The organism is Boudabousia marimammalium (genome assembly GCF_001936115.1).
Classification (GTDB): domain Bacteria; phylum Actinomycetota; class Actinomycetes; order Actinomycetales; family Actinomycetaceae; genus Boudabousia; species Boudabousia marimammalium.
On the sequence record NZ_MPDM01000003.1, the window covers coordinates 96,332 to 114,836 of the forward strand.

Below are 18,505 nucleotides of genomic sequence, written 5' to 3' on the forward strand. Positions count from 1 at the left end.
ATTCAATAGTGAAAGACCCCGCCGAGAAGACTGACTTGTCATCGAAATCTCTGCTCACGGGAGTTGCTTAGTTCCAAGGATGCCACAAGGGGAGTAGATTATGCTGTGATTTACAAACTCAGCTGAGATGCCGGGGCGCTTCTTAAAGCCGGTTTCACCACTAAGCTGTAAACTTTTAACAAAGACATCTTTCATCCTTTAAGGAGTGTACAAATGGTTGACGAAAATCGTGAGGCTATGGTGACGGTATCTGAATCAGGTACGGGCACTGATTTATTCGCCGAACGGAAAGAAGTAGTTGCTCTACGGATTGATGGAGAACTACGTGACTTGTCAACAGAATTAACTCCCGGACAAGAGGTCGAGCCAATCCTCATTACCTCCCCAGATGGATTGAATATCTTGCGTCACTCCTGCACGCACGTTATGGCTCAGGCAGTTCAAGACATTTTCCCCGACGTGAATCTGGGTATCGGACCGTTCATTGAGGACGGTTTCTACTATGACTTTGGCAATATCGATTCGGTGACTCCTGAGCTGCTGAAAGAGATTGAGAAGCGGATGAAACGCATTGTCAAGGAAGGACAGCGCTTCGAGCGCCGTGTCATCTCTGAAGATGAGGCACGGGTGGAGCTTGCCCAGCAACCCTATAAGCTAGAGCTAGTTACCACCAAAGGTGGCGGGGCCGAGGGTGCCTCCGTCGAGGTCGGCGGTGCAGAACTAACCATGTACGACAATATTCGACGTGACGGTACCCGGGTTTGGACGGATTTGTGTCGCGGCCCGCACCTGCCTAGTACCAAGCTGATTGGTAATGGTTTCGCTTTGACTAAGTTCTCTGCAGCCTATTGGAAGGGCGATCAAGATAACGACCAGTTGCAGCGCATTTACGGCACTGCTTGGGCTTCGAAAGATGACTTGAAGGCTTATCAGGACCGGATGGCTGAAGCAGCTCGTCGTGACCACCGTAAGCTGGGCGCAGAGCTGGACCTCTTCTCCTTCCCTGAAGAGTTAGGTGCAGGTCTACCAGTGTTCCACCCGAAGGGCGGAATCGTGCGGCGAGTGATGGAAGACTATGTCCGGGAAGCTCATATCAAGAGCGGCTTCCTCTATGTTTCCACTCCGCATATCTCGCGTGAAGATCTGTTCCACACCTCTGGACACTTGCCATACTACGCTGATGGCATGTTCCCTCCGATGGACGATGAGGGGCAAAAATATTACATGAAGGCCATGAACTGCCCCATGCACAACTTGATTTTTAAGTCGCGTGGTCGTAGTTACCGTGAGCTACCATTGCGCCTTTTTGAGTTCGGTACCGTGTACCGGAACGAAAAGTCTGGCGTACTCCAGGGACTCACCCGGGTGCGGATGATTACCCAGGATGATTCACATTCATACTGCATGCCTGAACAGGCTGCCGATGAAATCAACCACCTGTTGAACTTCATTCTTTCCTTGCTTCGCGATTTTGGCTTGAATGAGTTCTACCTAGAGCTATCCACCCGCGATGAGGACGGGAAGAAGAAGGACAAGTTCATCGGTACTGATGAACAGTGGGAGGCCGCTACTGAAGTTCTACGCAAATGCGCAGCGGACGCCGGCATCGAAACTGTCCTCGATCCCGGTGGTGCAGCCTTCTACGGTCCGAAGATTTCAATCCAAGCGCGTGACGCGATTGGCCGTACCTGGCAGCTCTCCACCATCCAGTATGACTTCAACCAGCCCGAGCGTTTCGGCCTGCACTACACGGGTCCTGACGGTTCACATCAGCAGCCGATTATGATTCACGCTGCAAAGTTTGGTTCCTTCGAGCGCTTCTTTGGCATTTTGGTTGAGCACTACGCGGGCGCTTTCCCGGCCTGGCTGGCCCCTGAGCAGGTTCGCCTTATCCCCGTCGCTGAGGCCTTCGACGACTACTGTCATGAAATTGCGGATAAACTTCGTGCTCGTGGTGTCCGCGTTGAGGTCGATCTCTCCGATGATCGTTTCGGTAAGAAGATTCGCAACGCCAGCAAGGACAAAGTACCTTTCACCTTGATTGCTGGTGGAGATGACAAGGATGCTGGAGCAGTTTCCTTCCGCTATCGCAGCGGCGCGCAGGATAATCAGGTGCCGGTTGATGAAGCTGTTGAACGCATTGTTCAGCACATTGCCAGCCACTCAAATGAGGATTACGCCTAAGACATGACTGACTATGAGGTAGAGGACGGGTATCTGCTACCCGGTGCGCCAGATGCTTTTCAGCGTCTGTGGACTCCACATCGGATGGCTTATATTCACGGGGAAGCGAAACCTGACGACCAGAGCGTTAGCCAGTGTCCGTTTTGTCGTGCCCAGACTCTTGACGACGAAAGCGGACTAATCGTGTACCGCGGGGAGTTGGTTTTCGTGGTCATGAATCTGTTTCCTTATAACTCCGGGCACATCCTCGTCCTCCCTTATCGTCATATCCCTTTCTTTACGGATCTCACCGCTGCTGAACGAGTCGAGTTTGGTGAGGTAACGGCGCAAGCCATGCGGGTAGTGAAAGGCGTAACAAACTGCCATGGTCTGAATTTGGGAATGAATCAAGGAGAAGTGGCGGGCGCCGGAATTGCCGGCCACTTGCATCAGCACATTGTGCCGAGGTGGAGTGGTGACGCCAATTTCTTCCCTCTCATTGCCCAGACGAAGGCTGTCCCGCAGTTGTTGGAAACACAGCGTTTAGAGTTGACGCAAGCGTGGCACAAATTCTGAAGCTGACCTGAGCGGGGGAAATTCGATACCACTGATTGCCTTCCGAGGCGCGCATCGGCTGGAATCTAGTTCAGTGGTTTAGATTGCTCATGCGATTACAGTTCTCTTAGCGCCGATTCATCCTCGGCCCAAAGTCAATAGCGCAATATGACGGGGAGAACCTCGCGGAATAGAATCTGTGCCTGTGCCGGCAGACTGACGAAAGTGAAGACAGTGAATAACTTGAGGAAAACCAGCACCAGAGTCGTCGTTTTGCAAGGTGACCAGATTGTTTTGTTGAAAGGCTTTGACGTTAACGATTCTGCCCGTCGCCCGTGGCTATATACTATCGGAGGAAATGTTGAGCCGGGTGAATCCACCACGCAAGCGGGGATTCGTGAGATTAAAGAAGAACTGGGATTACAAATAACTACTGATGAGCTTTTCGGTCCGGTTTATCAGAGAGAGGCGTGGCGGGATTTTGCTGAGGCTCCCTATGCGGTCACAGAAACCTATTATTGGGTCCGGATACCCGAAGCCGTCCAGTTCAGTAATCATGGTTGGAGCGAATCGGAGCGTTCTTCAACCTTGGGGATAGTTACGCTGAGCCTGCCTCAGTTACAAACCTTTTGTAGCGGCGGGGGAGAGGTCTTCCCACCCTGTTTGCCTGATCTAGTGGCATATCTTAAAGAATCTGGGCGCACCGCTTCTACATTTACGCCTGCCGCGGGATGTTGATAGAATACTGGTGATTAATCTCGTTAGTTTGAGGAGAAGTATTTATGTCGGGACACTCTAAATGGGCTACCACGAAGCATAAGAAAGCGGCTATTGACGCGAAACGCGGCAAGCTATTCGCCCGCCTGATTAAGAATATTGAAGTTGCTGCACGCACCGGTGGTGGAGATCCTGCGGGTAACCCGACGCTGTATGATGCGATTCAGAAGGCTAAGAAGAACTCGGTTCCTGCTGACAACATTGACCGCGCGGTAAAGCGTGGCTCCGGCGCAGAAGCTGGCGGGGCCAACTGGGAAACCATCATGTATGAAGGCTACGGGCCTAATGGCGTGGCTTTCCTGGTGGAGTGTTTGACCGATAACCGTAACCGGGCTGCCTCTGATGTGCGCGTCGCTTTTACTCGTAACAATGGTTCACTGGCTGATCCCGGCTCAGTGGCATACCTTTTCTCACGTTTCGGCGTGGTTCAGGTTAAGCACGAGGGAGGCCTTGATGAGGATCAGCTTTTCGAAGTTGTGCTTGAGGCTGGTGCTAACGAGATTGAGGACGAGGGCGAGTTCTTCGAAATCATTTCTGAAGCCACTGACGTAGTTCAGGTTCGTCAGGCGCTGCAGGAAGCCGGCATTGACTACGAATCAGCGGAAGTTCAGTGGCTTCCCGCAACCAAGGTGGATTTGGATGCGGATGGCATGCGCAAAGTTACTAAGTTGATTGACGCGCTAGAGGATTCTGACGACGTGCAAAATGTCTTCACTAACCTTTCGGTCTCTGACGAAGTTCTTGCTGAACTGGAAGCCGAAGACTGAGTTAAGTGCGAGTACTTGGTATTGATCCGGGTCTGACCCGCTGTGGCATTGGGGTAATTGATGTAGACAGCTCGCGTCAGGCCCGGCTCGTGCATGTAGGAGTAATTCGTTCTGATGCAAGCTTGGCAACTCATTTTCGTCTGCGCAAGATTGCAGACGGCCTAGATCAGGCACTCACCGACTACGACCCTGATGTGGTGGCTATCGAGCGGGTGTTCGTCCAGGATAACTTGCAGTCGGTGACAACCACCATGATGGTGATGGGTGCCGCTATGACGTGTGTTGGTAGGGCCTCCTTACCGATGGCTGTGCATACTCCCTCGGAGGTAAAAGCAGCTGTAACCGGAAGTGGCGTGGCTGGTAAAGCGCAAGTACAAGCTATGGTTGCCCGAATCCTGCGTCTCAATAAACCTCCGAAGCCGGCGGATGCTGCTGATGCTTTAGCTGTGGCAATCTGCCACGCTTGGCGGGGCAATGGAATTATGGGTTCGGGCGCTGATGAGGATTTTTCGGTTTCCCTTTCTGGCAAAGTTTCCTCTCGAAAGAAACTAACTCCTGCGCAACAGCAGTGGGCTCAAGCCCAAGCGGCGACTCGCCGGACAGGGGCCGTGGATCCGAGACGGCGATGACACGCGGCAGCCTTCACTCAGTCGTACACATGTTCGATGTATAATGTCGATAGTTAAGCTAATTTGAGGAGGAGCTATGATTGCATCATTGCGGGGTACAGTCAACAGTGTTACCTTAAATTACGCAGTGCTGGAGATCAATGGAGTCGGATACCTTGTCTATGCGACCCCTACTGTGCTCAGTACATTACAGGTCGGTTCTGAACATGAGTTGCACACGCATCTAGTTGTACGTGAGGATGCTTTGACTCTATACGGATTTGCCGAGTTATCTGACCGTTTCGCTTTCGAAGTCTTGCTCGGTGTCCCTAAAGTTGGCCCAAAGGTCGCCTTAGCCATGCTTTCTGTTTATTCTGCAGATGAATTGCGGCAAATCGTGGCAGATAAGAACTATAAAGCACTTCAGCAGGTGCCGGGAATTGGGGCAAAGAGTGCGCAACGGATCGTTTTGGATATTGGGGAGAAACTTGGAGCTCCCGTACCTGGGGCAGGATTAGGAGTTGCTTCGGCTATTCACCCAGCAGATGAAACAGTGAGCGAGGCTTTAATGGGATTGGGCTTTAGTGGTGCCCAGGCGAACGCAGCGGTCCGTGAAGTACGGGTTCAGCAACCCAATCTGTCCACGCAGGAACTGTTAAGAGAAGCACTGAAAGCATTGCGTAACTAGTCATGACAGAATCTATTATTCAACCTCAAGCCACTGACGCAGAGCGTGCAGCGGAGTCAGCTCTGCGTCCCAAGCAACTAGAAGAGTTCGTTGGGCAACCAAAGCTGAGGAAGCAGCTCCAGCTAGTATTGGAAGCCGCTAAGCTTCGTGGTGCTTGCGCTGATCATATTCTATTGTCTGGCCCCCCAGGTTTGGGTAAAACTACGCTGGCAATGATTGTTGCTTCGGAGATGGGCTCTGCCCTCAGGCTGACTTCTGGTCCGGCGATTCAACATGCAGGTGATTTAGCGTCGATACTCTCATCTTTGCAAGAGGGTGATGTTCTTTTTATTGACGAAATTCACCGTCTGGCACGACCGGCCGAGGAAATGCTATATCTGGCGATGGAAGATTTCCGGGTCGATGTAGTGGTGGGTAAAGGTCCTGGTGCCACCTCGATTCCTCTGACCTTGCCTCCTTTTACTGTGGTCGGAGCAACTACCCGTTCGGGCTTATTGCCGGCACCATTGCGAGATCGTTTCGGCTATACGGGTCACTTGGAGTATTACGAGCACGATGAGCTGGAGAAAATCGTAGTTCGCTCAGCCCGGCTTCTCGATGCAGATCTGGAGCCCGCAGCAGCATTGGAGCTAGCGCGGCGTTCTCGGGGGACACCCAGGATCGCGAATCGCTTGCTCAGACGGGTCAGTGATTATGCCCAGGTGCACGGTAATGGAGTAATCTCGCTGGCTTCCGCCCATGCAGCTTTGGAGCTGTTCGAGGTGGATCCTTACGGTTTGGACCGATTGGATCGGATGGTGCTGGAAGGAATCATCCATCGTTTCAATGGTGGTCCCGTTGGGCTCTCGACCTTGGCGATGTCTATTGGGGAGGAGCCAGAAACCGTTGAGACTGTCTCTGAACCGTATCTAGTCAGGGAAGGCTTTTTGAGTAGGACTCCTCGTGGGAGAATCGCTACAGCCAGTGCTTGGAAGCATCTCGGGCTTAGTATGCCAGCTGATTTATTGAGTGGTTTAGCGTAAACGCGGGCGTTAAAGTTCGCAATTTTGCATTATTATCCCTAGACTTATGGACGGACCTCTACTTTAGGAGAATTATGGGAGAGTTTTCGTCATTTGGACCTATCTTGGTATCTTTGCTACCGCTAGTGATAGTTATATTGATTTTGAGTCGCATGGGAAAGAAACAGCGTGAACGTGAGGCAGCTAAACGCACTGAAGCCTTAGCAGTTGGTAACTGGGTCATGACTCGCGCGGGTTTCTACGGTAAAATAGCTGAAATTGATGGTGATGTAGTAGTCTTGGAAACCCCTCTCGGCGATGAGAGTCTTTGGGATGCAGGATCTGTCGTGGTGCAGAAAGAACCCCCGGTTGCTGAAGGCTCTACTTTGCTTGACGGCTCATTAGAGGTTGATGCTCTCGATGACTTTGTAGAAACTGAACTTTATAACGACGTTGAGGAAGAGGATACAGACGCCTAAACGTGGACGTTTTCGTAACCTTTTGCACAACTCGGCTCCTGCACTATTAGTGTAGAATCTTACCTGTTAAACATTGCGTGGCTATGCGCGGCATACTCGCGCCCGACTAAGAGAAGAAGAAACGTGGCAGACACCCGTACTAAGAAGGCGAGACGGCCGCTAATTGCATCCATGGTGATGCTCCTAGCAGCTGCTATCGCACTGGCTGTTGGTTCAATTTCGGGGAAGACATCCTTGCGCCCCAACCTAGCTCTCGACCTAGAGGGCGGAACCCAGTTAATCCTTACCCCGCAAGCTACCGATGATGCCTCCACAAGTGGTGGACGCACAGAGGTGACCAGCGACGACCTTGCTCAGGCGATTGAGATTATTCGCCAGCGCGTGGATGCCTCTGGCGTGAGCGAAGCTGAGATTACCTCCCAAGGTGGAGAGAACATTGTCGTGTCGCTCCCCGGTAACCCTTCAGAAGAAACGCTAAACCTTGTCCGTAAGTCAGCTTTCATGGTGTTCAGGTCCGTGCTTCAGGTTTCCGCGGGCGCGGATGGTGCAATCTCCCCTGAGTTCTTCAAAGCTCAGGTTAAGCAGATTGAGGCATATACGCCTGAGCCGAATGAGCCCGCAGAGCAGAAGCAACAGCGTGAAGAGCAACTTGCCCAAGCGCGAGAGTTCTCTAATCTGACCGCGGAACAGATCGCTACCAAACTCGCGGACACCAATAAGGACGGGCAGCTTTCAGATCAGCCTGCCAAGCAGCCGGAAAATAACTCCTCTGATGAGTGGATTACCGAACAGACTTGGTACGACTACTACATGTTGAACTGTACGGACGCTCGACGTTTGGCGGAGCAGACTGCCAAACCTGCGGATAGGGCTGTCGCAGCCTGTTCAACTGACGGCTCACAGAAGTACATTCTTTCTCCGGTAGATATCACAGGTACAGAAATCTCCCAGGCTGTCGCTGCCCCTCAGCAGAACCAAGCTGGTGGCTTGACAGGTAAATGGGCTGTCGAATTGAAATTTAATGACGCTGGGGCGCAGAAGTTCTTTGACGTTTCCAAGCGACTCTTGGATTTCCGTCAGAGTAACCCCACCAAGAACCGATTCGCTATCGTTCTCGATGGCAGTGTGGTTTCCGCACCTGGGATTGAAGGTCTGATTCCTAACGGTAACGCTCAGATTACCGGTGACTTTAATCCGCAAAGTGCACGTTTGCTGGCTAACCAGCTTCAATTCGGTTCCTTGCCTCTTACTTTCAAGGTAGAGTCCGAACAAAAGATTTCGGCGACGCTCGGCTCGGATCATCTTGAGAAGGGTTTGTGGGCCGGTCTCATTGGCTTGATTCTAGTAGTTGTTTACCTAGCTTGGTCCTACCATGGCCTATCATTGGTAGCACTTGGTTCCTTGACAGTTGCTGCACTTGCGACCTACCTATCGGTCGCCCTGCTTTCTTGGGGAATGGGGTATCGTCTCTCGCTCCCAGGTGTGACCGGTTTGATTATCTCAATCGGCATTACTGCTGACTCCTTCATTGTTTACTTTGAACGCATCAGAGATGAAGTGCGTGAAGGCGCTAGTCTCCTACAGGCTGTCGAGGTAGGTTGGGAACATGCTAAGAGCACCATCTTGATTTCGGATGCAGTGAATATCCTTGCTGCTGTGATCTTGTATGTATTGGCAGTTGGTGGCGTCCAAGGCTTCGCCTTCACTTTGGGGCTGACTACATTGATTGACCTTGCCGTCATCTTCATGTTTACCCATCCGGTCATGACGCTGCTTTTGAAGATTCCATTCTTTGGGCAGGGTAAGCGTTGGTCCGGTTTTGATGCCGAGACTCTTGGTGCTCCGGAAGGCAAAGTGATTTATGCAGGCCGTGGGCGTGTTAAGACTGTAGGAGGCGCTGACGAATCCGGAATGACGATTGCAGAGCGTCGGGCGGCCCGTCGCGCTCAGCGTGAAGAGGAATCCGTGATTGCTGAGGATGATGCAGCTGAAGCTAAGGAGAATGTGAAATGATGTCATTAAGTGCACTGGGCCGCGACCTGCATTCAGGTCAACGCTCACTTAACGTAATTGGTCTGCGCAAGATCTTCTTGGGAGCTGCAATCTCTGTGATGCTGATTGCTGGACTCGCTACTGCCATCTTGGGTATCAACCCCGGTATCGAATTCCGTGGTGGCTCCGAGTTCACAGTCTCCAACGTTTCTAGCACCGAACAGCAGCCTGCCTATGACGCATTGAAGAGCGCCGGTGTCGAGCAAGGGGTTCGTGTATCAACAGTTGGTACCAGTGCTGTTCGCGTTCAGACTCAGCAACTTGGAGATTCTGATACCTACCGTGTGAACGAAGCTCTTGCAAAGGCCTACGGCGTTTCCGAAGCAGACGTTACCTCCACCTTTATCGGCCCCGCATGGGGTAGCGGCGTTACGCAGAAGGCACTGATGTCTTTGGGCATTTTCTTGCTGTTTGTGTCTTTGCTGATGACGATCTACTTCCGTAACTGGCGTATGGCTGCCGCTGCTTTGTTCGCTCTGATGCACGATATGTTCGTATTGGCTGGGTTCTTCGCCCTCACACAAATTGAGGTTTCCCCGGCCACTGTGATTGGCTTCTTGACCATTCTGGCTTATTCTCTCTACGACACCGTTGTTGTATTCGATAAGGTCCGTGAACTCACCAAGGGATATACAGCGCAGTACCGGTTCAGCTTCGGCGAGTTGGTCAATCTTGCAGTCAACCAGACCTTTGTTCGCTCAATCAATACCTCGGTGGTTGCTTTGCTGCCGGTGACTTCTATTTTGGTGATTGGTACCTGGTTGCTTGGTGCTGGCACACTGCTAGATATCGCACTGGCTTTGTTCGTCGGCATGATTGCTGGCGCATTCTCGTCACTTTTTATCGCGCCTCCGACTTTGACATGGTTGCATGATAGGGCCAAGCGTGGAGCTGAGCACAATGCGGCTGTACAAGCCCGTCGCGCTTTGCAGGCTGAAGGTTCTACAGAGGACAAGGAGCATGTGGCAACGGCAGCGGCAGTCCGCGTGGCTCCGATGCAGTCTGGCGAGCACAAGGGCCAGAAAGCGCAACCCCGACGTAAACCACGGAGCAAACGATGAACACGCATGATCAACTAGCCGAACTGATTACCACCCATCTACGTGAAATTCCCGATTTCCCAGAAAAGGGGATCCTGTTTCGTGATATCACTCCTCTGTTAGCTGATGGGGAGGCCTTCGGCCAGCTGATTGACTTGCTCGCAGCGCGGTATCGTGGCAAAGTAGATGCGATCGCCGGACTGGAGTCCCGAGGGTTTGTCCTCGCGGCTCCTCTGGCAATCAAGCTCGGTGTTGGGATGCTGACCATCCGTAAGGGAGGAAAGCTCCCCGGACCGGTGATCGGTGTCGACTACGACTTAGAGTACGGTTCAGCACGCATGGAAATTCGCCCTGATTCAGTAAGGGAGAACGACCGGGTTCTCATCATCGATGACGTCCTTGCCACCGGCGGCACTGCTAAAGCTGCTATAGAATTGGTCGAACGTTCTGGCGCTTCAGTGACTGCTGTTTGTGTCCTGATGGAACTACTTGCACTCAAAGGCCGGGACCAGCTCAGCGCCTATGAGGTCGATGCTTTCGTTTCTTTCTAAGCTGGGTCTTACGCGCATTTGCGTGAGAAAAGTCCTAGAATAGAAAAATGACTGATTCCACTTCAAACTCGACAGCATCATCTTCGGTGGTGCCAGGTTCGAGGGTGCGTTCATCCTTATTCCGTTTCGGGTCCCGCCGCCAGACTACTGCGCCTGAAATTCAACCCCTAGTGAGGGCGGTTCAGGCGCACCATCCGAAAGCGGATATACACCTGATTGAACGCGCCTATGAAGTGGCTGAGCGTTGTCACCGAGGGCAGTCCCGTAAGTCTGGAGAACCGTACATCACACATCCGGTGGCGGTCGCTACAATCCTTGCGGAAATAGGGATGACCTCTACTACGCTCGCGGCTGCCCTTCTGCACGACACGGTTGAGGACACTGATTACACCCTCGACCAACTGACTGCGGACTTCGGTTCGGAGATTGCCCTTTTGGTCGACGGCGTCACCAAGTTAGACAAGGTCAAGTACGGTGAAGCTGCACAAGCTGAAACTGTGCGCAAGATGATTGTCGCAATGTCCCACGATATTCGCGTGCTGGTAATCAAGCTTGGGGACCGGCTGCACAATGCCCGGACATGGAAGTATGTGTCAGCGGAGAATGCTTCACGCAAAGCGCGTGAAACCCTAGAGATTTATGCTCCTTTGGCGCACCGGCTGGGCATGAACACAATCAAATATGAGCTTGAGGAACTTTCTTTCAAGACTCTCTACCCGGGCCGCTACGCAGAAATCGATAATCTCATTCAAGAGCGGGCACCTGCCCGTGACAAGTACCTCCACAAAGTAATGGTTGCCATCGAGGAGGAACTCCGCATTTCAGCTATTAAGGGAACTGTTTCCGGTCGCCCAAAACACCACTATTCGATTTATCAAAAGATGATCGTGCGCGGCCGCGAGTTTGATGAAATCTATGATTTAGTTGCAGTGCGTGTCTTAGTGGAAACGGTGCGGGATTGTTATGCGGTGCTGGGTGCATTGCACGCAAAGTGGCATCCTTTGGCTGGACGGTTCAAAGATTATATTGCCATGCCCAAGTTCAATATGTACCAGTCGTTACATACGACAGTACTAGGCCCGGAAGGCAAGCCAATCGAGGTACAGATTCGTACCTACGATATGCACCGTCGGGCTGAGTATGGCGTGGCTGCGCATTGGAAATACAAGCAGGACCCGAATGCGCGATCTGGAGATTCAAAAGCCGGCACTCAACAGGAACAGGAGATGGGCTGGCTACGTCAGTTGGTGGACTGGCAATCAGAAACCCAAGATCCGGAAGAGTTCCTCGACTCACTCAGGTACGAAATCAGTGGTACGCAGGTTTATGTGTTCACCCCGAAGGGCTCCATTATTGCCCTGCCGCAAGGTTCCACACCTATCGACTTCGCCTATGCAGTCCACACCGAGGTGGGTCACCGGACTGTCGGCGCCACGGTAAATGGCCGATTGGTGTCTTTGGATTACCAACTCGAAAATGGCGATAAGGTAGAGGTGCTTACTTCTCAGGCAGAGAAGTCAGGTCCATCCCAGGACTGGCTCAAGATTGTCGCTTCAGCCCGGGCAAGGAACAAAATCCGCCAATGGTTCACTCGTGAACGCAGGGAGGAAGCTGTAGAGGCAGGTAAGGCCGAGCTGGCAGCCGCAATGCGGAAACAGAATCTTCCTCTGCGACGCCTCCTGACACATGAGAGCCTGTTGGCTGTAGCTACCGACCTGGGCTACTCTGAGGTTTCTGGCTTGTATGCCGGAGTGGGGGAGCACAAGTATTCCTCGGCTAACGTCATCAAGCGTTTGGTAGATCTTCAGGGCGGCGAAGTCGGGACAGAGGAGACCCTTTCTGAAGCGATTGTGCCGACACAAGTTTCCACAAAACGTTCGGCGCGACAGTCAAGCTCGGGTGTTGAGGTGGCAGGTTTGGAAGGCGATGATGCGCTGGTTAAACTGGCTAAGTGTTGCACCCCAGTACCGGGTGATGAAATCATCGGCTTTATCACCCGTGGCTCTGGGGTATCTGTACATCAAAAGGACTGCCCTAACGCAAAAAACCTTCAGTTAGAACCGGAACGTATTATCGGAGTTCGGTGGATATCCAATTCGAATGCTAGTTTTGAAGTACAAATCGAGGTAGAAGCCTTAGACCGCCCCTCATTATTGGTGGATCTGTCAAAGGTAATTTCTGAATATAAACTGGCTATTCGGTCCGGCTCTTTCAAGTCCACCAGTGACCAAATCGGCTATGCTCGGTTCACGCTTGAGCTAGCAGAGGCCGCCAACCTGAAAGCATTGATAGCTAGCCTGCGCAAGGTTGATGGCGTATACGACGTTTATCGTGTCAATACCGTTAAAGGTAACGGAAAGAAAAAGCAGAAGAAACCTAAGAGGTAAATACTAGCCATGTGCTTCAAAGTATTTGAGTTTGAGTGTATCTAGGCGAATTTTAGGGGCGAACCATTTGGTTCGCCCCTAAGCTCTATATTCAGAGAAATTCAGATCACGAGTCTACAGAATTCTTAACCTGTTCCAGCCAAGCCACCCGAGCGTCACGAGCAGACTTGAGTTCCTCGACTTTATTTGAATCTCCAGATGCCTCAGCTGCCGCAATCTCTTCATTGATCTCCTCAATCAGCGTCTCCAGCTGACCGAGCATGCCCTCAGCACGGGCCTTGGTCTCAGGATTGTTTTTGCGCCACAGCTCTTGCTCTGCATCGCGAATGGCATCCTCTACTGCACGCATACGGCGCTCAACGCGTTGCATATCAGCGCGGGGAACCTTACCTGCTTCATCCCACTTGTCCTGAATGACACGAAGCTTGGATTTCGCAACCTCTAAATCAGTAATAGGCAGCAAAGCCTCAGCTTCTTCAAGAAGCTGTTCCTTAACCTTCAGGTTCTCACCGAACTCTGCATCCATGGCAGAATTGGCGGCGTGCCGCGCGTCAAAGAAGCGCTGCTGAGCGGCACGGAAACGCTCCCAAAGCTGATCATCTACCTTGCGGGAAGCGCGACCCGCCGCCTTCCATTTAGTCATCAAGTCGCGATACGCCCCAGCGGTAGCACCCCACTCTGTGGAGCTGGAGAGACGCTCCGCCTCCGCGATAAGTTCTTCCTTGACCCGCTTGGCTTCATCCTGACGGGCATCCAGAGCTGCAAAGTGCTGACGACGGTTGCGGTCAAACAGAGTACGGGCAGCAGAGAAACGCTTCCAGAGTGCATCCTCAGCGGAACGATCCAGCTTCGGTCCGGACTTCTGATTCTTCTTCCACTCATCGAGTAACTCGCGGAACTTCTGGCCAGACATCTTCCACTGAGTTCGTGCCGGATCTTGGTTAGCTATTTCCTCGGCTGCTTCAACGATTTCCGTGCGAAGCTTAAGAGCCTTCTCTTTTGCTTCTGCGCGAGCCTTGCGGGCTTCTTCCTTACGTTGCTCAGCGGTTTCCGCTAGAGCTTCTACGCGAGCACGCAACGCAGGTAAATCGCCAACCGCGTTTGGCTCTTTTACTCCCTCACGGAGAGAAACCAAAGTCTGGTCGATTTCCTTTGGGGCAAGGTGTGGGAGACGATCAGCGAAAAGCTTTACCTGAGCGAACAGATCCAAGTAACGGCGGACATATAAATCTAGGCCATTCTCAGGAACACCATCAGGGTACTGTCCCACCTGACGCTCGGTTTCGCCATCTTGTACCCACACGTTTCCTTCGTCATCGATTCGACCGAAAGCTAGCGCTGCTTGAGCAATTGCACTATCCGGGGCGTGCGGAGTGGAGGCGGGAGGAACGATAGTTTCAGTTTCCTTCTGTTCTGTGTTATCAGACACGGTGATCCTTTTATTCAGTGAGGGCCGAAAGCTCGGCCGTAATGTAACGCAAGAACACAGTGCGCATGCTGAAAATGGCACGCTGCTGTGTTACCGATAACAGTTTATCCGTTAAGTAGCTTAACGCAAAGCCTAATGGCCTGTTTCTTAGCATTTTGTTATCAACAGACGCTGTAAGTGTGTAAAGTTCACAGGCACGCTAGAATATCTCCATGCGTATTCAAAGATTTACCGCCCCATTTTTTGCGGAGAACTGCTACCTGGTATCAGACTCCGGAAAGGCAATAGTTATCGACCCTGGGGCAGGATCTGGCGACCGAATAAAAGCCGCTGTCTCAGCTCAGAATCTAGAGGTTGTCGCCGTACTGATTACGCATGCGCACGTTGACCATGTTTGGGATGCAGCTGAGTTTTCTGCACCCTGCTATGTCTCACGGCCAGACCTGTATCGGATGAAGGATCCTGCCACGAGTACCTCTGGCGGTAGCCTTCCATTGCCGAATTTGCGGGAACTTTATGGCGATTGGAAACAACCCGAAGACCTTCGTGTCTATCCAATTGGGTTTTTTGAATCTGGACTCAAATTCGCCGAAGGTCTGGTGGTGAGGGGGTTTTCAGTCCCTGGGCACACTGAAGGTCAAGTGTTGTTGCTCTTGGGTGGAGTAATTGAAGCTGGCACCATCCCAGATGAAGTGAGCGTTGAGGCTGAGGTGCTTGAACAGGTTCCCAGCATGATTGTCTTTACCGGAGATCACGTGTTCGCCGGTTCGGTTGGCCGGAGCGACCTTCCGGGCGGAGACAATCGACAGATGCTGCATTCTTTACGTACTACCGCAAATGTGCTCGATCCTAACTCTCTTTTATTGCCTGGTCATGGACCGGCAACACTTCTATCCACACAGTTGTCTACGAATGCTTATATTCGCCAGGCACGCAAACTAGGTTGATATCTATGGCTAAAAACATTGCATCGATTTCCGGTTTCCCTGAATGGTTGCCTGCGGAGCGTCTAGTCGAGCTACAGGTGCTAGACACCCTGCGTGAGACTTTTGAGTTACACGGCTTTTCCTCTCTAGAAACTAGGGCAGTAGAGCCGGTTTCTCAGTTACTGCGAAAAGGTGAAACCTCCAAGGAAATCTATTTGCTTTCCCGTCTGCAAGATTCTAACCTTGATATTGATCGGCAGATGTCGAAGGGTAAGCGTCTCGGTTTACATTTTGACCTGACCGTTCCTTTCGCCCGTTTTGTCAATGAGAATGCCGGTCACCTAGTATTTCCGTTCAAACGGTACCAGATTCAAAAGGTTTGGCGTGGAGAGCGTCCCCAAGATGGTCGTTTCCGAGAGTTCATCCAAGCTGATATTGATGTGGTGGGGCAGGGAGAACTTGCCTTCCACCATGAAGTTGAACTTGCTCTTGTGATGGGAGAGGCCCTCAGTAAGCTTGGTCTTCCCGCGGTGACAATTCGCGTGAACAACCGCAAGATTGTTCAAGGTATCTGTGAAGGCGCCGGAATCGAACAGGTCGAAGATGCTTTGCGGTGCCTGGATAAACTGGACAAGATTGGTGCTGACCAGGTCCGAGAAGAGCTAGAGTCTGTCGGAATCCGGGCAGAGCAAGCAGATGTCTTGCTAAAGATGGCGCAGATTAGCGGATCGAAATCTGAAAGTATTGTCTCAGCGGTGACCGCTTTGGGATACCAGTCAGAGCTTCTTGATGAGGGGCTTGCTGAGCTTCGTGCGATGCTAGAAGAGGGGGAGCGACGTGCCCCTGGATTACTGGTTGCGGATCTGAAGATCGCCCGCGGGTTAGACTACTACACCGGAACCGTCTACGAGTCTTTCATTGAAGGTCACGAAGACCTCGGTTCGATTTGTTCCGGCGGGCGTTACGATAACCTGATTGGTGATGGTAAGAAGAAGTATCCGGGCGTCGGCCTGTCGATTGGTGTTTCTCGCGTGCTTTCGCGCATTATGGCTGCTAACTTGCTGGTTCCTAGCCGTCCGGTTCCCACTGTCGTGTATGTGGCTGTGAACGATGAGGAACATCGCGGTGAATCTAATGCTATTGCTGCTGCCTTGCGCGCCCGTGGCATCAGTACCGATGTGGCCGATAAGGCCGCAAAGTTTGGCAAACAGATTAAAGCAGCGGATCGACGCGGTATCCCCTTTGTCTGGTTCCCCGGCGATGTTGATGAGGTGAAAGATATTCGCTCGGGTGAACAGGTTGTGGCTGATTGTCATACTTGGGAGCCTCCACAGCAAGACTTGAAGGTGCAAGTACTTGCCCCGCCCTTAGATGTTGAGGGCTAAGCCAGTTTCCTAATCTATACTGAAATAAATACTGGAAGAAGGGGACCCAAAGTGGAACAGGGAACATTGTTGCAATGGGGTTCAGGGGACGAGGGTGAGTTCCCGGAACCGCCGGTACTTCAATCGCATGGTCCGGCGCGCGTAATCGCTATGTGTAACCAAAAGGGCGGCGTCGGTAAAACGACCTCGACCATTAATGTGTCCGCTGCTTTGGCTGAGCTGGGGCGTCGTGTCCTCATCGTGGATTTTGACCCGCAAGGTGCTGCTTCCGCCGGCTTGGGGATTAATGCTCATGAACTGGATGAAACGATATACAACCTGCTGATGACCCCCCGCCTAGATGTGCGTGATGTCATTGTGAATACTGCAGTTCCAGGACTAGACATTATTCCTGCAAATATTGACTTGTCCGCAGCTGAGGTGCAGCTGGTCAATGAAGTGGCGCGCGAACAGGCGTTGGAGCGAGTTCTGCGTCCCATCATGAATGATTATGATTTGGTTCTGATCGACTGCCAGCCTTCACTTGGTCTGCTTACCGTTAACGCATTGACTGCAGCACATGGCGTGATGATCCCACTGGAAGCGGAGTTTTTCGCTTTGCGCGGCGTTGCACTGCTGATAGAGACGATTGAAAAGGTGCAAGAACGTTTGAACCCGCGTCTTAAGATTGATGGTATTTTGGCTACCATGGTGGATACCCGGACTTTGCATTCTCGTGAAGTTTTGGATCGTCTACAGGAAGCTTTTGGCGATACGGTCTACCGGACAATGATCCGTAGAACTGTGAAGTTCCCGGATGCTTCGGTGGCAACTGAACCGATTACTACATACGCACCTACCCACTCGGGTGCTGACGCGTACCGTAGTCTAGCCCGTGAAATGATTGCCCGCGGTAATGTTGCGTGATATCCAAAATGGATGGTGAAAAATCTCATCTCCCACAGACCTTTGAAGTGCATCTCGATAACTTCTCGGGTCCCTTTGATTTGCTGTTGTCTTTAATTGCGAAGCGAAAGCTGGACTTAACTGAACTGGCGCTTTCTGCGGTGACAGAAGAGTTTATTGCCTACATGGATAAGGTCACTGACTTTTCGCAAACCAGCGAGTTTTTGGTAGTTGCGGCCACCCTCCTCGACGCGAAAGCCGCTCGTTTGCTTCCCGTTGATGAACAAACTGACGACGACACCCTCGCGGCACTAGAAGCAGCGGATGTGCTGTTCTCGCACCTATTGCAGTATCGCGCCTTTAAGCAGGCAACTGAATTCTTGGCGCAGCGTTTCGCAACCTGGTCCCAGTCAACGCCGCGGGCGGTTCCCCTAGAAGAACGCTACGAACGGATACTTCCCCCCATAAAAATCAACATTGATGTGCGCCGCCTCGCCAACTATGCGTGGGATGCCTTTCACCAACCGGAACCGCAGGTAGAAACGCGGCATGTCCACTCTGCGACCGTTTCTGTCTCTTCCCAGGTCGACACCATCTTGGCGAAGCTCCGCCGGAGCAGGTCGTGCACCTTCACTCAGCTACAGGAAGAAGCACCCACTCTCGGGCACGCAGTAGCTTTGTTCTTAGCTGTACTATTGCTATACCGTGACCGCGTAATCGAAGTGAAACAACCAGAGGTGTTGGGTGAGCTCCTGATTACCCGAAATGACGACCGCATCAAAAACTATTCAGGGAGTGAAGCTGTTGCCTAA

At 52.1% G+C, this 18,505-nt stretch carries 17 protein-coding genes; 16 read left to right on the plus strand and 1 reads right to left on the minus strand.

What is annotated here, in order from left to right; translation table 11 throughout:
• Nucleotides 1-237 precede the first annotated feature (237 nt).
• The 12 genes from thrS to BM477_RS03540 all read left to right on the plus strand — a co-directional run bounded on the left by thrS (nucleotide 238) and on the right by BM477_RS03540 (nucleotide 13,068).
• On the plus strand, nucleotides 238-2,184 hold the full coding sequence (thrS, locus tag BM477_RS03485; protein WP_425425739.1) for a threonine--tRNA ligase: 1,947 nt from the start codon (nucleotides 238-240) through the stop codon (nucleotides 2,182-2,184).
• Between the two features lie 3 nt (nucleotides 2,185-2,187).
• Nucleotides 2,188-2,739: an HIT family protein gene (locus BM477_RS03490; protein ID WP_075361289.1), complete on the plus strand. Its 552-nt coding sequence runs from the start codon at nucleotides 2,188-2,190 to the stop codon at nucleotides 2,737-2,739.
• A gap of 213 nt (nucleotides 2,740-2,952) precedes the next feature.
• Entirely contained in the window at nucleotides 2,953-3,456 is a 504-nt protein-coding gene (locus BM477_RS03495; protein WP_075361290.1) for an NUDIX domain-containing protein, read from the plus strand.
• 44 nt (nucleotides 3,457-3,500) lie between these two features.
• Nucleotides 3,501-4,262, plus strand: coding sequence for a YebC/PmpR family DNA-binding transcriptional regulator (locus BM477_RS03500; protein WP_075361291.1), 762 nt, complete (start codon nucleotides 3,501-3,503; stop codon nucleotides 4,260-4,262).
• A gap of 5 nt (nucleotides 4,263-4,267) precedes the next feature.
• Entirely contained in the window at nucleotides 4,268-4,891 is a 624-nt protein-coding gene (gene ruvC, locus BM477_RS03505) for a crossover junction endodeoxyribonuclease RuvC (protein WP_075361292.1), read from the plus strand.
• 76 nt (nucleotides 4,892-4,967) lie between these two features.
• The gene (gene ruvA / locus BM477_RS03510) at nucleotides 4,968-5,558 is read left to right on the plus strand and encodes a Holliday junction branch migration protein RuvA (protein ID WP_075361293.1); all 591 of its coding nucleotides are present in this window, start codon (nucleotides 4,968-4,970) and stop codon (nucleotides 5,556-5,558) included.
• 2 nt (nucleotides 5,559-5,560) lie between these two features.
• On the plus strand, nucleotides 5,561-6,580 hold the full coding sequence (gene ruvB, locus BM477_RS03515; protein ID WP_075361294.1) for a Holliday junction branch migration DNA helicase RuvB: 1,020 nt from the start codon (nucleotides 5,561-5,563) through the stop codon (nucleotides 6,578-6,580).
• Between the two features lie 152 nt (nucleotides 6,581-6,732).
• Complete coding sequence (locus BM477_RS03520) at nucleotides 6,733-7,038, plus strand: preprotein translocase subunit YajC (RefSeq protein WP_158024348.1); 306 nt, start codon at nucleotides 6,733-6,735, stop codon at nucleotides 7,036-7,038.
• A gap of 123 nt (nucleotides 7,039-7,161) precedes the next feature.
• Nucleotides 7,162-9,051, plus strand: coding sequence for a protein translocase subunit SecD (secD, locus tag BM477_RS03525; RefSeq protein ID WP_245792858.1), 1,890 nt, complete (start codon nucleotides 7,162-7,164; stop codon nucleotides 9,049-9,051).
• Nucleotides 9,048-10,151, plus strand: coding sequence for a protein translocase subunit SecF (gene secF / locus BM477_RS03530; RefSeq protein ID WP_075361297.1), 1,104 nt, complete (start codon nucleotides 9,048-9,050; stop codon nucleotides 10,149-10,151). Before secD ends, secF begins: the two co-directional genes overlap by 4 nt.
• On the plus strand, nucleotides 10,148-10,681 hold the full coding sequence (locus BM477_RS03535; RefSeq protein ID WP_075361298.1) for an adenine phosphoribosyltransferase: 534 nt from the start codon (nucleotides 10,148-10,150) through the stop codon (nucleotides 10,679-10,681). Before secF ends, BM477_RS03535 begins: the two co-directional genes overlap by 4 nt.
• Before the next feature lie 47 nt (nucleotides 10,682-10,728).
• Nucleotides 10,729-13,068: a RelA/SpoT family protein gene (locus tag BM477_RS03540; protein ID WP_075361299.1), complete on the plus strand. Its 2,340-nt coding sequence runs from the start codon at nucleotides 10,729-10,731 to the stop codon at nucleotides 13,066-13,068.
• Between the two features lie 106 nt (nucleotides 13,069-13,174).
• On the opposite strand, the gene BM477_RS03545 is transcribed toward BM477_RS03540, so the two are convergent.
• The gene (locus tag BM477_RS03545; RefSeq protein ID WP_245792859.1) at nucleotides 13,175-14,497 is read right to left on the minus strand and encodes a DUF349 domain-containing protein; all 1,323 of its coding nucleotides are present in this window, start codon (nucleotides 14,495-14,497) and stop codon (nucleotides 13,175-13,177) included.
• Nucleotides 14,498-14,709: 212 nt separating this feature from the next.
• On the opposite strand from BM477_RS03545, the gene BM477_RS03550 reads away from it, so the two are divergent.
• The 4 genes from BM477_RS03550 to BM477_RS03565 are packed head-to-tail and all read left to right on the plus strand — an operon-like array spanning nucleotide 14,710 to nucleotide 18,505.
• Nucleotides 14,710-15,444, plus strand: coding sequence for an MBL fold metallo-hydrolase (locus BM477_RS03550; RefSeq protein WP_075361300.1), 735 nt, complete (start codon nucleotides 14,710-14,712; stop codon nucleotides 15,442-15,444).
• A 5-nt stretch (nucleotides 15,445-15,449) separates the two neighbouring features.
• Nucleotides 15,450-16,808, plus strand: a complete 1,359-nt coding sequence (gene hisS / locus BM477_RS03555) for a histidine--tRNA ligase (protein WP_075361301.1) — start codon at nucleotides 15,450-15,452, stop codon at nucleotides 16,806-16,808.
• 51 nt (nucleotides 16,809-16,859) lie between these two features.
• Nucleotides 16,860-17,714 carry a ParA family protein gene (locus BM477_RS03560; protein ID WP_075361302.1) on the plus strand — a complete coding sequence of 285 codons (855 nt, stop codon included), beginning with the start codon at nucleotides 16,860-16,862 and terminating at the stop codon, nucleotides 17,712-17,714.
• Between the two features lie 8 nt (nucleotides 17,715-17,722).
• Nucleotides 17,723-18,505, plus strand: a complete 783-nt coding sequence (locus BM477_RS03565; protein WP_075361303.1) for a segregation and condensation protein A — start codon at nucleotides 17,723-17,725, stop codon at nucleotides 18,503-18,505.

Bases quoted from the DNA above. Each gene is read 5' to 3' on its own strand.
- thrS (WP_425425739.1), top strand. From the start codon at position 238: ATGGTGACGGTATCTGAATCAGGTACGGGCACTGATTTATTCGCCGAA.
- BM477_RS03490 (WP_075361289.1), top strand. From the start codon at position 2,188: ATGACTGACTATGAGGTAGAGGACGGGTATCTGCTACCCGGTGCGCCA.
- BM477_RS03500 (WP_075361291.1), top strand. From the start codon at position 3,501: ATGTCGGGACACTCTAAATGGGCTACCACGAAGCATAAGAAAGCGGCT.
- ruvA (WP_075361293.1), top strand. From the start codon at position 4,968: ATGATTGCATCATTGCGGGGTACAGTCAACAGTGTTACCTTAAATTAC.
- ruvB (WP_075361294.1), top strand. From the start codon at position 5,561: ATGACAGAATCTATTATTCAACCTCAAGCCACTGACGCAGAGCGTGCA.
- BM477_RS03520 (WP_158024348.1), top strand. From the start codon at position 6,733: ATGGGAAAGAAACAGCGTGAACGTGAGGCAGCTAAACGCACTGAAGCC.
- secF (WP_075361297.1), top strand. From the start codon at position 9,048: ATGATGTCATTAAGTGCACTGGGCCGCGACCTGCATTCAGGTCAACGC.
- BM477_RS03535 (WP_075361298.1), top strand. From the start codon at position 10,148: ATGAACACGCATGATCAACTAGCCGAACTGATTACCACCCATCTACGT.
- BM477_RS03540 (WP_075361299.1), top strand. From the start codon at position 10,729: ATGACTGATTCCACTTCAAACTCGACAGCATCATCTTCGGTGGTGCCA.
- BM477_RS03550 (WP_075361300.1), top strand. From the start codon at position 14,710: ATGCGTATTCAAAGATTTACCGCCCCATTTTTTGCGGAGAACTGCTAC.
- hisS (WP_075361301.1), top strand. From the start codon at position 15,450: ATGGCTAAAAACATTGCATCGATTTCCGGTTTCCCTGAATGGTTGCCT.
- BM477_RS03565 (WP_075361303.1), top strand. From the start codon at position 17,723: ATGGATGGTGAAAAATCTCATCTCCCACAGACCTTTGAAGTGCATCTC.